Source organism: Dyadobacter sp., from assembly GCF_039919315.1.
Lineage (GTDB): Bacteria > Bacteroidota > Bacteroidia > Cytophagales > Spirosomataceae > Dyadobacter.
The window spans coordinates 81,579-96,378 of sequence record NZ_JBDSFX010000092.1; the positions used below are offsets into that span (position 1 = coordinate 81,579).

General features: G+C 45.9%; 16 protein-coding genes. 6 read left to right on the forward strand and 10 right to left on the reverse strand.

Annotation, left to right across the window (positions count from 1 at the left end; translation table 11 throughout):
* Positions 1 to 4: 4 nt before the first annotated feature.
* From ABIO93_RS27260 to ABIO93_RS27275, 4 genes are all read left to right on the forward strand, one after another.
* A complete protein-coding gene (locus ABIO93_RS27260) occupies positions 5 to 1,483 on the forward strand; it encodes a SusD/RagB family nutrient-binding outer membrane lipoprotein (RefSeq protein ID WP_348073175.1) in 1,479 nt (492 codons plus the stop codon).
* Positions 1,484 to 1,493: 10 nt separating this feature from the next.
* Complete coding sequence (locus ABIO93_RS27265) at positions 1,494 to 2,144, forward strand: immunoglobulin-like domain-containing protein (protein ID WP_348073176.1); 651 nt, start codon at positions 1,494 to 1,496, stop codon at positions 2,142 to 2,144.
* A 7-nt stretch (positions 2,145 to 2,151) separates the two neighbouring features.
* Positions 2,152 to 2,637, forward strand: a complete 486-nt coding sequence (locus ABIO93_RS27270) for a lipid-binding protein (protein ID WP_348073177.1) — start codon at positions 2,152 to 2,154, stop codon at positions 2,635 to 2,637.
* A gap of 155 nt (positions 2,638 to 2,792) precedes the next feature.
* Positions 2,793 to 4,130, forward strand: a complete 1,338-nt coding sequence (locus ABIO93_RS27275) for an amidohydrolase (RefSeq protein ID WP_348073178.1) — start codon at positions 2,793 to 2,795, stop codon at positions 4,128 to 4,130.
* 10 nt (positions 4,131 to 4,140) lie between these two features.
* Here ABIO93_RS27275 and ABIO93_RS27280 read toward each other — a convergent pair whose 3' ends face one another.
* From ABIO93_RS27280 to ABIO93_RS27325, 10 genes are all read right to left on the reverse strand, one after another.
* Positions 4,141 to 4,941 (reverse strand): SDR family oxidoreductase, encoded by an 801-nt coding sequence (locus ABIO93_RS27280; protein WP_348073179.1) that lies wholly within the window; start codon positions 4,939 to 4,941, stop codon positions 4,141 to 4,143.
* Between the two features lie 4 nt (positions 4,942 to 4,945).
* Positions 4,946 to 5,884 (reverse strand): LD-carboxypeptidase, encoded by a 939-nt coding sequence (locus ABIO93_RS27285; RefSeq protein WP_348073180.1) that lies wholly within the window; start codon positions 5,882 to 5,884, stop codon positions 4,946 to 4,948.
* An 87-nt stretch (positions 5,885 to 5,971) separates the two neighbouring features.
* Positions 5,972 to 6,244, reverse strand: coding sequence for a Txe/YoeB family addiction module toxin (locus ABIO93_RS27290; RefSeq protein WP_348073181.1), 273 nt, complete (start codon positions 6,242 to 6,244; stop codon positions 5,972 to 5,974).
* Positions 6,220 to 6,438: a DUF2683 family protein gene (locus ABIO93_RS27295; protein WP_348073182.1), complete on the reverse strand. Its 219-nt coding sequence runs from the start codon at positions 6,436 to 6,438 to the stop codon at positions 6,220 to 6,222. The genes ABIO93_RS27290 and ABIO93_RS27295 overlap by 25 nt, the downstream gene beginning before the upstream one ends.
* Positions 6,439 to 6,480: 42 nt before the next feature.
* Positions 6,481 to 6,807, reverse strand: a complete 327-nt coding sequence (locus tag ABIO93_RS27300; protein ID WP_348073183.1) for a DUF721 domain-containing protein — start codon at positions 6,805 to 6,807, stop codon at positions 6,481 to 6,483.
* 65 nt (positions 6,808 to 6,872) lie between these two features.
* Positions 6,873 to 9,836, reverse strand: coding sequence for a glycoside hydrolase family 3 N-terminal domain-containing protein (locus ABIO93_RS27305; protein ID WP_348073184.1), 2,964 nt, complete (start codon positions 9,834 to 9,836; stop codon positions 6,873 to 6,875).
* Positions 9,837 to 10,033: 197 nt separating this feature from the next.
* Positions 10,034 to 10,345 carry a hypothetical protein gene (locus ABIO93_RS27310; RefSeq protein ID WP_348073185.1) on the reverse strand — a complete coding sequence of 104 codons (312 nt, stop codon included), beginning with the start codon at positions 10,343 to 10,345 and terminating at the stop codon, positions 10,034 to 10,036.
* Positions 10,342 to 10,584, reverse strand: a complete 243-nt coding sequence (locus ABIO93_RS27315; protein ID WP_348073186.1) for a UPF0175 family protein — start codon at positions 10,582 to 10,584, stop codon at positions 10,342 to 10,344. The genes ABIO93_RS27310 and ABIO93_RS27315 overlap by 4 nt, the downstream gene beginning before the upstream one ends.
* A 78-nt stretch (positions 10,585 to 10,662) precedes the next feature.
* Positions 10,663 to 11,805, reverse strand: a complete 1,143-nt coding sequence (chrA, locus tag ABIO93_RS27320) for a chromate efflux transporter (protein WP_348073261.1) — start codon at positions 11,803 to 11,805, stop codon at positions 10,663 to 10,665.
* Positions 11,806 to 11,865: 60 nt separating this feature from the next.
* A complete protein-coding gene (locus ABIO93_RS27325) occupies positions 11,866 to 12,822 on the reverse strand; it encodes a 2-oxoglutarate and iron-dependent oxygenase domain-containing protein (protein WP_348073187.1) in 957 nt (318 codons plus the stop codon).
* A 174-nt stretch (positions 12,823 to 12,996) separates the two neighbouring features.
* On the opposite strand from ABIO93_RS27325, the gene ABIO93_RS27330 reads away from it, so the two are divergent.
* Both ABIO93_RS27330 and ABIO93_RS27335 read left to right on the forward strand, forming a co-directional pair.
* Positions 12,997 to 13,584: a sigma-70 family RNA polymerase sigma factor gene (locus ABIO93_RS27330; RefSeq protein ID WP_348073188.1), complete on the forward strand. Its 588-nt coding sequence runs from the start codon at positions 12,997 to 12,999 to the stop codon at positions 13,582 to 13,584.
* A 90-nt stretch (positions 13,585 to 13,674) separates the two neighbouring features.
* Positions 13,675 to 14,781, forward strand: a complete 1,107-nt coding sequence (locus tag ABIO93_RS27335; protein ID WP_348073189.1) for a FecR domain-containing protein — start codon at positions 13,675 to 13,677, stop codon at positions 14,779 to 14,781.
* The last annotated feature ends 19 nt before the right edge of the window (positions 14,782 to 14,800 follow it).

Genomic DNA, 14,800 nt, shown 5'->3' on the forward strand with positions numbered 1-14,800 from the left:
TCAAATGAAAGGTATAATTAAAAATAGTGTATTGCTGTTCGCAGCATTCGCGCTGGGGTCTTGCAACGACTGGCTTGATGTTAATGAAGACCCCAATAACCCAACCAATGTAGCACCACAGTACGTATTACCAGCCGCTCAGGCTTCGGTAGCAGGTACCGTTGGTGGTGATTTCGCGATCATCGGCGGAATATGGTCCCAGCACTGGGCGCAATCGAATTCCAGCTCGCAGTACAGGACCATTGATGCCTATAACCTCAATGCAGCGGATTATAACATCGCCTGGACTGAATTATATGCAGGTGGATTGAACGACTTTGAGGACGTAAAGAAAAAAGCAACGGAATCTGGCAACAACATTATGGTGTTGCAGGCTGTGGCTGTACAATCCTATGGTTACCAGATGCTTGCCGACTGGTTCGACAAAATTCCTTTGACAGAAGCTCTTCAGGTGGAAACCAATAAAACGCCTAAGTATGATGATGGTCCGACGGTTTACGCTGAATTATTGAAACGATTGGATGCAGCATTGGCTCTGGATTTCAACAACGGAAAGTCAACCCAGGTATCTTCTGACCTTGTTTTCGGTACATTAGGTGCTGCTGATCAGATCGACCAATGGAAACGTTTTATCAATACGCTGAAGTTGAAAATGTATCTTCGCCAGACCAGCAGTCCCAATGCCGCACCGGCAATTGCAGCAATCAAAGCAATGCTTGATGCAAATACAGCTTTTCTGGAAGGTCCGGCGGCTATTACCCAATTTGTGGATGAGCCTAACCGAAGCAACCCATTATATGAAAACAATGTACGTCAGCTCAATACAGGCACTAACCTGAGACTAAGCAGAACACTTTTGTCATATCTGGAAGCAAATAATGACTTCGCGAGATTAGATGCATATTTCACGCCAGGGGCGACAGGCCAGGTTGGTTTGGCACAAGGTGACTATGGTTCTACCGTGGCACCAACTACACCAAGTGTTGCGAAAATGACCGCGGTTGATCCATTCTACTTTTTCAGTATTGATGAAGTGTATTTTCTACTTTCAGAGGCATATCTGCGCACAGGTAATGAAGCAATGGCCAAATCATTCTATGAGAAGGCGGTTCCTGCTGCATACGCCAAGTTCAAGATTACTTTCGATCCTAAGAAAATAGCTGCGGGTGGTGCGTATGCTTACCCCACAGCCGGAACAACGGAAGCAAAAATCAAGGCGATCATGTACCAGAAATGGGTAGCGATGGTTCGTCAGGGTTACGAGTCGTTCTGGGATCAGGCGCGTACGGGATATCCCGAAAAATCGCCGGTGCCTGTAACGAGCACCCAATATGTTCCAGGCCAATGGACCTCATCCGTGCAGGCCGTGACTGCGGGCGGTGCGCTTCCTAAGCGGATCCCTTACACGTCTGCGTCACGCGACGTGAACCCGAATACGCCGCAGGTACCAAACATTACAGACAAAGTCTGGTGGATGAAATAATCATATAATCATGATCACGACAATTATGAAAAGAGGAATAAAGCTAGTAATGTTTACTTTGACGCTGTTCGCCGCATTATCTTGCGAACCCGATCGAGTAACTGAGGATATATCGAGTATTACATTTTACCCGGTTATCACGCTGAAAGGAGAACAATGGAATACGGTGAAGGTGGGAGGCACGTTTGCTGATGCAGGTGCCACCGCAACTGAGGGAGAGACGGAGATAACGGTCACAACCACAGGAACAGTGGATACCAAAACACCTGGCGTTTATGTGATCCAGTACGACGCTACCAATAAGGATGGCTATTCATCCACTGAGTACCGTTACGTTGGAGTGATTTCCGCTGCTGCTCAGGGTGTTGACATTTCCGGAAGTTACAAAAGGAATGCGGGTGCGTTGGGAGTTTCGAAAGTGACCAAGATTTCGGATAACTTTTACCAGAGCAATAACATAGGAGGAGTTGCAACGCCATCACCAGGTGAAACTGTTTACTTCTATTATTACGACAAAGGTAAGTTGGGTTTACCATTTCAGCTGACACCGGGAAACTCGTTCTCGGCGACCAATGCTACGATTAAAGAGGGCGTTTCTTACAGTTGGGTGGTTATCAACTCCGGATTTGGAACTGCGTTGCGTGTATTTGAAAAACAATAAAATGAACATGAAAAAATATACAAAATACTCGATAATATTCCTGTTGTTTGGTTTGATGTCCTGCGATTTGGGAAATGAACCAGAAATAGAAGGTACTAAGTTGCAGGCAATGGCTGGGGAATGGTGGATTAATGTGCTCACGGATGGAGAAGACATTGGTGCAGGGTTTAACCTTCTTACTACTTCAAATACCGCTGCAAACAATGAGACCGACCTCATTTTTGACGACCATGAATTATGGCCTGCAAAAGTTGTCGCCAAGGTTAGCCTTCCGGGCCTGACTTTCGCAGCCGCTCCCGGATTGAGCAATGCGTATGATCCCGATATTAAAGTATCGGTGATTGAGGGCAAGATACTGAAAGGCGCAGCTACTACGCCGGGAGGTAACAAAACGGACTCAATCTATGTCAAACTGGAATTTTCAGATGACCCGGGTGTGCAATACGAATACGCCGGCTACCGTCGTACTGGTTTCCTGGAAGACGAGCATTGATTGCCTGAAAGCAACTTAATGTAGTTTAACTTGAAAATAGAGGCGTTATCTTTAACAGGATAGGGCCTCTTTGTGTTTCTTGGAAGGTGATTGTGTACTATATTGCGTAAATGCATTCCTATGACTGATTGTTAACCCTTTAAGAACTTCATTTAATGACATATTCTACATTACGGCATTCCAAATCCATTCTCAACGGACTTCTGCTCTTGTCGGCGCTACTTTCCGTAACCAATGCATTCAGCCAGTCGAAAATAAGTACCGCCATCGATCAAAAGGCGCAGACGCTGGATAAAAAACTGGTAGAATGGCGACGCGATTTTCACCAGAATCCTGAGCTCGGTAACCGTGAGTTTAAGACAGCGGAGAAAGTAGCGAATCATTTAAAACAACTGGGAATTGAGGTCACCACAGGTGTAGCGCATACAGGCGTAGTGGGTATCCTCAAAGGTGGAAAACCAGGCCCGGTCGTGGCGCTCAGGGCTGATATGGATGGGCTGCCGGTCACCGAACGAGTGGAACTACCATTCAAATCAGCAGTAGTAACGGATTATAATGGTCAGAAAACAGGCGTCATGCACGCTTGCGGCCATGATACGCACATTGCGATCCTCATGGGAGTTGCCGAAGTGCTCGCATCTGTTAAAGGTGAAATACCCGGAACAATTAAGTTTATTTTCCAACCCGCCGAGGAAGGAGCGCCAGCTGGCGAAGAGGGTGGTGCGCAGCTGATGGTAAAGGAAGGCGTGTTGGAAAATCCGAAAGTTGAAGCCATTTTCGGTCTGCACATTGATTCGCAGCTTGAAGTGGGCAGTATATCTTACAGGCCCGGAGCGACTATGGCCGCCGTCGATTTTTTTAGTATTGATGTAAAAGGCAAGCAAACCCACGGCGCATATCCATGGTCAGGCATTGATCCGATCGTGACTTCCTCTCAGATTGTGACTGCTTTGCAAACGATCGTCAGCCGTAATTTAAATCTGACCCAGGCACCGGCTGTGGTGACAATCGGGGCTATTAATGGCGGCATCAGGCAGAACATCATTCCCGAATCGGTTAAAATGATCGGCACGATCCGCACTTTCGACGAGGGGATGCACACCTATGTACACAAAAGAATCACCGACATTTCCACACTCATTGCGCAAAGTGCGGGAGCAACAGCAGAAGTGAAGATCGATGTCATGTATCCGGTGACATTTAATGATGTACCGTTAACTGAAAAAATGATCGGTACCTTGCAAAATGTGGCGGGAAATGATCATGTGAAAGTGATTCCGGCCAAAACCGGAGCGGAAGACTTTTCATACTTCCAGCAAAAAGTACCCGGTTTTTTCTTCTTTCTGGGAGGTATGCCGAAAGGTAAAAATGTGGCAGATGCAGCGCCGCACCATACCCCTGACTTTTACGTAGACGAAGGTAGCCTGGTTTTAGGAGTACGCTCGCTCAGTAGATTAGCGACTGACTATTTGGAAAAAGCAAAGAGTAAGTAGGGAGCAGATGTTATTCCGGAATGTTCTTCCTGACCTGATCGAAAAGCATGCTCGGGAAGAATCGTTTCAAATATATGGCGGCAACTTCCTTGAATCCGCCAATGTAGATTTCTTTTTTATCTTTTTTAACGGCATCCAAAATCTGACGCGCACATTCGTCGGCAGGAATACCTTTGGCCTGATTGGCGTCCATTTTCCCGAATTTGGCACCAGATTCATTCAATGCATTCAGCGAAATATTGGTACGGATATAGCCTGGGCAGATGGTAGTAACTTTAATGTTATCCTCAAACCCCTCGGCCCGCAAAGAATCATAAAATCCATGCAGCGCATGTTTGGCAGCATTATAACCCGATCTCATGATCGTACCGATTTTACCCGCCACGCTGCTGATTACGATGAAATGGCCGCTTTTCTGATTCTTCATGTAAGGCAAAACGGCCTTGGTTAATGCTACGGTGCTGAAAAAGTTTACATTCATCAGCTTTTGGTACACTTCCAGATCGGTATCCTGAATGTAAGACCGCTGACTTACACCCGCGTTGTGAACCATGATATCAATTCGTTGGAAATGACCGATAATCTGTTCGGCAGCAGGCTTGGCCTTGTTAAATTCCGTCACGTCGAGAGGCAATACCAGTACATGACTTTCTGGAAGTCCGGTCAGTTTTTTCACGCGGATCAGCTCTTCTTCACGGCGGGCGGTCAATACCAGCTTAGCGCCTTCTTTGGCAAATGCGAGCGCAATAGCCTCTCCAATTCCCGAAGATGCACCCGTGATCCAGACTACCTTATCCCTAAAATTTTCCATGTGATTAATACTGAGTATCGGAAGTTTGAGGCAAAAAACGGAAATTAACCTCACGATCTCCTATTTCCAGAGAAGCCTTCATGCCAATGCCCATGGCCCTGTTGTCGCCTACGTGGCCCACCGGAAAGTTATAACAAACCGGGTAATCGAATTCAGCAATATGCTCTTGCACGATCTCGTAGGTATCTTTTCCAAAAGTCGGGCTGCCATTGTCCTTCATATCAGTGAATTGTCCCACGATCAATCCGGCAAGGTTAGTCAGTTTTCCGGCCCTTTTCATCTGGATCATCATTCGGTCCAGATTATAGAGGTATTCGTTGATATCTTCAATAAACAGGATCTTGCCGGTCGTATCAATTTCCGTTTCGGTACCGATCAGATGTGCGAGAATGCATAAGTTTCCGCCTACAACCTGGCTGGTTACGTTTCCGGTACGGTTCAATGAATGTGCTGCAAAAGTATAGGCAGGCTGTTCGCCAAAAAGCATTTGTCTGAGTGATTTGGCAGCTTCCTCCGCGCCATCCGTAGTGATGGATTTGGCCATTGGAGCATGCAAACTGGCATAGCCAAGCTGATAAATCCTGGAAAGAATCACAGTAAGGTCACTAAAACCGACAATCCATTTGGGAGATTTCAGGAAACCTTCAAAATTAAGGCCATCTACGATCCGGGAACAACCATAACCACCACGAGCCGCGATAACTGCCTTGATATCAGGGTTGTCCAGCATATTTTGCAGGTCGGCAAGACGGACATCGTCAGAAGCGGAAAATTGATTGAATGCGCCTTGCAGTGTGGTGCCTTCCACCACTTCCAGTCCCCATTCGTTTTTGAAGATATTGATACCGGGCACGATATCGTCATACTTAACCACACTGGCGGGAGCAACGATCCCTATTTTATCACCTGACCTCAAAAAAGGCGGAAGCTTGATTTCGTTCATTCAAATAAGTCAAAGCATTGACGGCGTCCTGTAAATTTGAAAGTAAAAGTTCGTCAATGTCGTCATGATATAGTTGTAAATCTGGGACTAATAGTATCCCTTTAATGAGAATATGTAAACGGTATCACCTATTATTTCGTAAATAATGCGGTGTTCTTGATTAATTCTGCGTGAATATTTTCCGGCAAGCTGATGTTTCAATAGTTCTGGTTTACCAATCCCTGAGGTGGGGGTTTCCCTGATGGATTCAATAAGTTCTCCGATCTTTTTAATCAGATTTTTCTGGCCAGATTTATGCCAGAATTGCAAATGCAGAATAGCAAGCTCCGTAAATTCTATTTCGAAGATACCAGATCCCATACATTAGCGCCTGCTTCTAGTTTAACGGTCTTGCCAGCTTTCATTTGCTTTTCGCTCAATTTTACCATCGCAACAAATTCAGGATCATATTCCTTATCTTTTGCTTCTTCAAAAGGAACTTTGAAACCATTAAGAAGCGCTCTAACTGCTTGTAAAACCGCTTTGTCCTCGGTATTAATGAATAGCGTTGTCATTTGCTTTGTCTTATTAAGTTATCATTAGAGATCCACAGCCGACTATATAAACACCACATCCTCTACCAGATCCGTCCCCATTTCACGATTAATCAGCTCAACAATTTTTGTTTTGGCGCGGAAAAGTTCGTTGCGGAGCGGAGCCGATTCTATTTGAAGAAAAAGGGTTCTCTCCTTAATGTAGACCGTTTTAGTCCGGGTAGCGATGGCCGATCCCATGATCTTGTCCCAATGTGCCACTACATAGGATTGGTCAAACCGGTTTCTGATCCGGTACTTGTCCAGCATTTGATCAATGGCATCTTTCAGGGGCGTGACACCCGGTCGGCGGGATGCTTTTTCTTTGTCGAACCGATAGTGTTGTGCCATAGTTGGAGTGAATGTGCGTGTTACAAATGTAGGAAGATATCAGGGTACCTTCCCAGAAACTCATCTTACTTTTTTAACAATTCCTGATACACCACGTCCATAATCGCAGTACGGATATTGAGCGCTGAGATCTTGTTATTCTCTCTGGTCGGGTACACTCTGTTGGAAAGAAAAACGTAATTCAGCTTCCACGCAGGGTCCGCCCAGGTCATGATGCCCGTGTAGCCCGTATGCCCGAAACTGGACGGACTGGCATATTTCGGCGCATTACCGGAATATTTGAAAGTAGGCTTATCAAACCCAATTCCGCGACGGCTGCCTTCCTCTGGATATTGATAACGCGTAAATTCGATCAGTGCATCTTTGCTCAGCAACTGCTGTCCGCCATAATATCCCTGCTGCAAATACATTTGCCACACTTTCATCACATCATTGGCATCCCCAAACAAACCTGCATGACCACTGAGCCCGCCAAGCATTGCGGCAGCTTCATCATGAACCTGGCCATGCAATTGCGTCATCCTGAAAAACGTATCCCTTTCGGTAGGTACAATGTCTTCCAGTTTGTAAAAACGTTTCGGATTGAATGTCAGTGAATTGGCGCCCAGTTTGTGGTAATAATGGTTTTTTAGGTAGTCTTCAAAATTCTCGCCGGAAAGGCTTTTGACGATCTGCGGATAAAGAATAAAAGAGAGATCGCTGTACACATATCCTTCTTTTTCATTCAATGGTGAATCACGAATGGCTTTGAAGATCGTTTTGTCATAATTTTTGAAAATAAACAAACTATCGCCCACCACCGAAGTAGGGTAGCGTTTAGACTCCTTGGTGCTGAAAGTCTTCCTTTTCCAGCTACCGTCCTGATTTTGCGCCTCTTTCCAAAGTACAATGAATGCCTTTAACCTCGCGCTGTGCGTCAGAACGCGCCTCCAATGTAGATCTGCTTTGTTTGAGTTTTTGAAATCAGGTAGGTAATCCTTCATCGTAGCGTCCAGATCAAATTTCTTCTGATCCCAAAGGCTCATTAACGCCAATGTGGACGCCGTAATCTTGGTCACCGACGCCAAGTCATAAAGGTCAGTCAGTTTCACAGGTTCCGGGCCTTCGTAAGTATGTTTGCCGTAAGCTTTCCGGAAAAAAACTTTACCGTCTTTTGCCAGCTGAACCACACATCCTGGCGTTGCTTTTTGGGTCAATGCAACATTGGCAATGGAGTCAATCTTGTAGGTAATCACTTTCGAATCCAGCCCCAGCTCTTCTGGAATCGTGTATTTCAATCTGCCGATAGCTGGGGTCTCTATTCCAGCATTGTACGGAAATTGTACATTCACTGTTACAGGCAGCTTACCCTTCGCAGGTATCGCCCCGAAAATCAGCTGAGCCGACAAATCCTGGGTGTATGGCGTCAATTGATACGACATAATCAATGCCTTCGCAGCCTCAGGTTTTTCGATTTTATTCAATGCATATGGGTTGCCGAAAATAGAAACTACCGCCTTATTAGTAGCAATCAGCTCCTTCAAAACCGCATTCATTTGATCGGTAAGGCCGTAATTTGTACGGGGAGAAATGCTTCCCAAATGAACACCGACGAGAAACAGATTGTATGATTTCAATTTGGAACGCAAATCAGCAACCTGCGCGTCAGTAGCTTTGGCCGGGATAAAGAAATGGTCGACGCTGGTATAGAGTCCAAGTGTTTTCTGAAAAGTTGTAATCGTATCCGCACCAATCGAAACCGACGCGATTTTTAACGTATCCAGTTCCCGCAGCGGCAGCAGATTATTGTCATTTTTTAAAACGGTCAATGCTTTTTCCGTTAACAGGCGGTTCGTTAGCTCCGCTGCTTTTGGGTTCAGGTCTTCGTAAAGATTGTTCAGGTCAACCGGTTTGTAATGGTTCAGTCCGGCCCAGGCCTTGGCTTCCAGCACTTTCCTGCACCGGTAGTCAATTTCCGCCTGACTGATCTTTCCCTCGGCAATGCTTTTCTTGATCTCAGCAATGGATTTCGAAACGTCTTCGGTAAATTCAAGCAGGTCCATTCCTGCTTCCAGTCCCATTGCATCAGCCTTTCCGTCGGGGAAATACTTGGTAACCCCTTTCATATTCATCGCATCCGAATAGATCAGCCCTTGGAATCCCAATTGGCTTCTCAGTAGCTCGCTCACGATCGGTTTGGAGAGCGTGGAAGGCAAGTTGGGCGTTTTATCCAAAGCGGGAATGCTCAGGTGCGCAATCATGATCCCGCTGATACCATTGCTGATCAATGCTTTGAATGGATATAATTCGAGTGAGTCAATTCTGTTGGTATTGTGGGAAATCAATGGCAAGTCATAATGGGAGTCAACGCCGGTGTCGCCATGGCCTGGGAAGTGTTTTGCGCTGGTTAGGAGGCCATTATCCTGCATTCCTTTCATGTAAGCAACGGCTTTGTCCGCGACTTTGTATTTGTTTTCACCAAAAGAGCGAAAGCTGATGACCGGGTTATTGGGGTTATTATTGACGTCGGCGACGGGGGCGAAGTTGATGTGCATTCCCAGGCGTTTGGCTTGTTTAGCGAGCTGGGCGCCCATTTCGTAGATCAGCTCATTGCTGCCCTGGATCGCGCCCAATGTCATTTGATACGGATATCTTACGGTACTATCAATACGCATCGCTAGCCCGAACTCAGCGTCCATTGCGACGAGTAACGGTACTTTGGATATGGATTGGTAGTAATTGGTCAGGCGCGCCTGGGGAACCGGTCCGCCCTGGAAAAACACGATACCACCCACTTTATTTTCGCGGATCAATTTTTCCACAGCCGCCGGGCTACTCGTTTTTGGATCGATTACGGCTCTTTTTACATCCGAAACAGCGGCAACCATGATCAGCTGCGCAATGCGTTCGTCCGGTGTCAGTGTCGCAAAAACAGAATCAACCCACTGCTGGTTTCTGTGCAAAAAGCTGGGCGATGTACTGATCTGGGCCTTGGAAATGAAAGTATGAAAGAGGATAATGGAAAGAAGAAAAAGGAAGGAATGTTTCATTCTTGTAATGGTGAACTATTCTTTGGTGGTTAAATTTCGTTTACTCTTGTAAGCACTTCGGCAATAAGGCTTGGTTTAAACCAAACACCTGCTTTGGTGGTCAATGCTTCTATAATACTTTTAACTTCTGTGATATATCCCTGACGTTTTGCCTCAATCAATATTCCCAGGATACCGGTTATTTGCAGTCCCAGTTGCTACGCTATTAATCGTCCTTTTTTCTCATCTATTAACAGAAGATCGGCATTTAACTCTTTGGCCAAACTAATCGCCTCTGCTTCACCGGGATCCAGAAGCACGGATAATTCTGTTAGCAATGCAGTTTTCTTTACATTTTTAACTTCAATCCATTCACTTTTTAATGCGGATAAAAGCTGCTGATCGAGTTTGGTCAGTTCAATGTAAACCTCCTCAGGTATCACTACTTTTTTATATAGCTTTTGAAGAATGTATAATCTTTCGGACTGAAAAAGACCACTGATCACGGAAGTGTCACTAACAACAATCACTGAAACAATTTGCTTAATGTTTGTAAGTCAGAGTCAAGATCATCCCGGTCGTATGCCGAAGCGACTTGTCTTTTGCCTAGTTCGTGCTGAAATTGGATACTTCCCATCCCTGTCATCCTACCTCCTTGCCCCACTGTAATCTTGCCCTGTTCGTAGAGCTGCACAGCCAATTCCACCCGAAGTTCTTCCTGACTCAGGCCGGTACTTTGAATAATTTGATCATCAAGCTCCAAAAGCATAGCGATTACATTATGGTTGTAACGTAAATATACACACAGAATTCAGTACTGCCAGTAAAACGGGTTCAGTTTAGCAGCTCAGAAAATCAGTCCGAGCAGCAAACCTGCGATAATGATGACGTAGGAGGGGATTTTAGCGAAAGAGAGTACAAGCAGGGTGATGAGCACGGTCAGTAGCGGCTGCCAGTCGGTCATCATGGGTTGGAAAAGTGAGATCGCGGCGGCAATGGTAAGTCCGCAGCTCGCAGCATGGATTCCTTCCAGCGAGGCCCGGATACCACGGTATTTTTTGAGCTGGCCCCAGATAGGGTAGGCGAAAAATATGAAGAATGTACCGGGGAGAAATATTCCGGCAGTAGCGACAAACCCGCCGATGATCTGCCCGGTTATCCCCTCGGACTGCAATGAAATGCTGCCGACAAAAGTAGCAATTGAAAATACCGGCCCCGGTACAACCTGCGTCAGGGCCATTCCTGCCAAAAATTCCTGATCTGTCAGATAGTGCTTAAATTCTACAAACTCATTATAAAGGATCGGGATCAGTACCTGGCCGCCGCCAAAAACAAGGCTTCCGTTACGATAAAAGTTCTCAAAGAGCCTTACAGGCAATGAGTTCGTGATCTTTCCTACTATCGCCGCAGCTACCAGCACGGATATCCAGAAGATAATGGGCCGCCACCGGATCCGGATCGGGCCCCGCTCCATTTTTTCATGCTTCTTGAAATTCAATGAAGCCGCAATTCCCCCCGCAATGATCAGTACGGGAGTCATGTAGGGGGATGGGTACAGATACGCGAGAATGGTTGAAATGATCAGAAAAGACCAGCTCTGGGTATTGTGGATTACTTTACGAGCAATAGCCCATGCTCCGTACATTAAAAACGCCACTGCCATAGGTCCGACAAACCTTGTGAATTCAAGCGAAATGGAATGCCTTTCCAGATAATGAATGCCGATCGCAGCAATGGTCATGAGCACCATGGCAGGCAGCGACCACACGATCAGGCTGAGGTAGGCAAGTGGCTGTCCACCGATTTTTAAACCGATAGCAGTTACCGTTTGCGTAGAGCTCGGGCCTGGTAATACTTGACAAAGTGCCTGTAATTCAAGTAGTTCCTCCTCAGTAATGTAGCGCCGTTTCCGCACCAGCCTTTCAATCATCATCATTAAATGTACCTGCGGGCCACCAAAGGCTGTGAGTGACAGCAAGAGGATATCCATCAGGTAAATGATGTAACGAAAGCGGCGAATGGGTGGATGGGCCAAGAGGGTTCTGCCGTTTTATTTCTTTAATCCCAATTCTCTCAAACGCTCATCCAGAAACTCGCCGGCAGTCATATTGATGTAAAGTTTCGGGTTTTCCGCAGATACGCAACTATCCAGGCTGGTCAGGTCCATGTCTGCGCGCGGATGCATGAAGAAAGGGATCGAATATCGGGAGGTACCCATCTTTTCCCGTGGCGGATTGACGACCCGGTGGATGGTGGATTTGAGTTTATGATTGGTAAGCCGGTCGAGCATGTCACCTACATTCACGACGATTTGATCCGGTAATGCTGTAATGGCGATCCATTCGCCATCCCTCCGAAGTACTTCGAGTCCTTCTGCGCTGGCACCCATCAGCAAGGTAATGAGGTTGATGTCGCCATGCGCCGCTGCCCGAACTGCTCCTTCGGGTACTAGTTCGGGATTAGGAATCGGGAAGTAATGTAGTGCTCTTAGTAAGCTGTCGCCGTTTTTGACCCTATCTTCGAAATAATCCTCGGGAAGATTCAGGTAAATGGCGATGGCGCGGAGCAGCGTTTTTCCGGTGCTCTCAAACGTCTGATAAACTTCCAGCGTGAATTTTTTGAAATCGGGTAGTTCGTCGGGAAATACGTTGGAAGGCATGCTACCGATCGGTTCCGGCTGGCCGACGTGATAAAACTCCTTGAGATCAGCTACTTTGAATCCTTTGGCTGTTTCCTTGCCTTTGCCAATGTAACCCCGCTGGCCAAACAGATTCGGAAATTCGTATTTCTTTTTGATATCATCGGGCAAAGAAAAAAACTGCTGCACATAATGGTAAAGATCGTTGCGCAGCGCATCGCTCAATCCGTGATTTTTAATGGCGACAAAACCTATATTTGTAAAAGCCGACCCCAAATCAGCGACGAATTGCTCCTTCTGTTCCGGATTTCCTGACGTGAAATCGGCCAAATCCAGCGAAGGGACTTGATTCAACAATGCTGGTTCCATAAAAATCCTTTTTTCTGCAAAGTATAAAACTATCGTGAGACTTGCCACGAGGTTGGTAAAGAGACTTGCCAAGTCTCCAAGACTTGGTAAGTCTTTATTAAAATATTTAGAACAAAGAAAGGATATTTTATAATTTTATTTTCAAATTTTGCAAGACTCAACCTACTAAGCAACATGACACATACTGAACCGGAAAATGATCTATGGAACCGTTTCATTTCCGGTAACCAAGCAGCCTTCAGCGAGCTTTACGATCGGTATGCTGACGTACTGTATGCATTTGGGAAGCGGTATTCAGTTGATAGTGATTTGGTTAAGGATTGTATCCATGACCTTTTTCTGGATTTGCATACTTACAGGGGAAGTCTGGCCAAGGAAGTGAATGTGAAGTTTTACCTGCTCAAATCTTTCCGGCGCAAACTGCACGCCGCACATCGCAAATCGTCATTACTGCAATTTGACAGCTGGAATTCCGACGAAAGTTTTGGCATGAATGCTTTTTCGTTCAGTGTAGAACACGATATCATTATCGATGAAAAGCAACGGGAGATTCTGGATCATTTAGCCGCAGAGATCAACCAGCTGCCTGACCGACAGAAAGAAATTTTATACCTCCGCTTCAACCAGGACCTGGACTACGAAGAAATCGCTTCAATGATGCAGATTTCCGTTCCTACGTGCAGAACATTCATTTACAGAGCATTGAAACAGCTTCACGGCAAACTGGAATTCGGATCAGTGTTGCTTATTCTATGTTGGTGACAGTTTTTTCTTCTTTTTATTAAAAATAAATCTTTTTCGGCGTCTATATCCTGTCGAAACTCTTCTCTTGTATGTCAAACAAGTTCTTACATGAAGAAGAAAAATGACATGGGTGATGAGGAAGGGAGAATTGAGGATGGTACCAGACGTTTACTGAAATCCATACAGCAAGAATCACTTTCGCCTGCCGAGAAGGAAAATATCTGGAATCGGGTAGCGGAAAGTGTGTCACTGAGAAAGGAGCGCTCTTTCAGCAGGCTTTGGCTCAGCCTGGCCGCCTCCGTCACCCTGCTGCTCCTGACTGGCGTGGGTTACCTTGTATTTAAGAAAAACTCAGGAAAGGCCATGCAGGAAGCTGCGTCCAAAATTGTCCCCGATTCCGAAGATACGCGCCTGCTCCTGGCAGACGATCGCACGATCAGCCTGCAAAAACGCAATTCCGATCTGGTGTACCAGCAAAATGGGGAAACCATTCAAATTGATTCTGTCTCTACCATAGATCAACAAATTGCAGGTACAGGCCAACATTTCAATACGCTCATTGTCCCTTACGGAAAACGCTCCACCATTACGCTGTTGGATGGTACCAAAATATGGCTCAATTCGGGTTCCAAGCTGGTTTACCCTGCTCAGTTTGATGCTGATGAAAGGGAAGTGTACCTCGAAGGACAGGCGTATTTCTCAGTTTCACATTCCGAAGAAGTTCCTTTTTACGTGCATACTAAAAATATGAAGGTGCAGGTATTTGGTACTGAGTTTGACATTAGCGCCTATGACGACGACAAGCAGGTATCGGCGGTACTGGCCAGCGGGAGTATAGAGCTGACGGTGAATCAGCAATCACTTTTCAAATCTGTGAAGCGGAAGATCACGCCAGGTACGCGTGCCATTTTTACACCGTCATCGGCGACATTGGAAACCGGGCAGGTCAATGTGGAGGAATTTGTGTCGTGGAAAGACGGGTATCTTCTTCTGAAAAATGAGCGGCTTTCGGAGCTATTTAAGAAATTGTCCCGCTATTATAAGGCGGATATCTCACTGCAAGATAATGAGTTAGGCAAAAAGACATTCTCGGGTTCCTTTACTTTGCAAGAGGACATTCACCAGACACTTGACATTATTTCAGCATCCAATTCACTTCACTATCAAGAAAAGGAAAGGAGGTATATATTCGAAAAGAATGCTATCAAACCATAAAAAAACGGAAGACGCGGCA

Bases quoted from the DNA above. Each gene is read 5' to 3' on its own strand.
- ABIO93_RS27280 (WP_348073179.1), bottom strand. From the start codon at position 4,941: ATGGAAAATTTTAGGGATAAGGTAGTCTGGATCACGGGTGCATCTTCG.
- ABIO93_RS27330 (WP_348073188.1), top strand. From the start codon at position 12,997: ATGACACATACTGAACCGGAAAATGATCTATGGAACCGTTTCATTTCC.
- chrA (WP_348073261.1), bottom strand. From the start codon at position 11,805: ATGGATATCCTCTTGCTGTCACTCACAGCCTTTGGTGGCCCGCAGGTA.
- ABIO93_RS27285 (WP_348073180.1), bottom strand. From the start codon at position 5,884: ATGAACGAAATCAAGCTTCCGCCTTTTTTGAGGTCAGGTGATAAAATA.
- ABIO93_RS27325 (WP_348073187.1), bottom strand. From the start codon at position 12,822: ATGGAACCAGCATTGTTGAATCAAGTCCCTTCGCTGGATTTGGCCGAT.
- ABIO93_RS27315 (WP_348073186.1), bottom strand. From the start codon at position 10,584: ATGCTTTTGGAGCTTGATGATCAAATTATTCAAAGTACCGGCCTGAGT.
- ABIO93_RS27295 (WP_348073182.1), bottom strand. From the start codon at position 6,438: ATGACAACGCTATTCATTAATACCGAGGACAAAGCGGTTTTACAAGCA.
- ABIO93_RS27290 (WP_348073181.1), bottom strand. From the start codon at position 6,244: ATGGGATCTGGTATCTTCGAAATAGAATTTACGGAGCTTGCTATTCTG.
- ABIO93_RS27305 (WP_348073184.1), bottom strand. From the start codon at position 9,836: ATGAAACATTCCTTCCTTTTTCTTCTTTCCATTATCCTCTTTCATACT.
- ABIO93_RS27335 (WP_348073189.1), top strand. From the start codon at position 13,675: ATGAAGAAGAAAAATGACATGGGTGATGAGGAAGGGAGAATTGAGGAT.
- ABIO93_RS27300 (WP_348073183.1), bottom strand. From the start codon at position 6,807: ATGGCACAACACTATCGGTTCGACAAAGAAAAAGCATCCCGCCGACCG.
- ABIO93_RS27260 (WP_348073175.1), top strand. From the start codon at position 5: ATGAAAGGTATAATTAAAAATAGTGTATTGCTGTTCGCAGCATTCGCG.
- ABIO93_RS27275 (WP_348073178.1), top strand. From the start codon at position 2,793: ATGACATATTCTACATTACGGCATTCCAAATCCATTCTCAACGGACTT.
- ABIO93_RS27270 (WP_348073177.1), top strand. From the start codon at position 2,152: ATGAAAAAATATACAAAATACTCGATAATATTCCTGTTGTTTGGTTTG.
- ABIO93_RS27265 (WP_348073176.1), top strand. From the start codon at position 1,494: ATGATCACGACAATTATGAAAAGAGGAATAAAGCTAGTAATGTTTACT.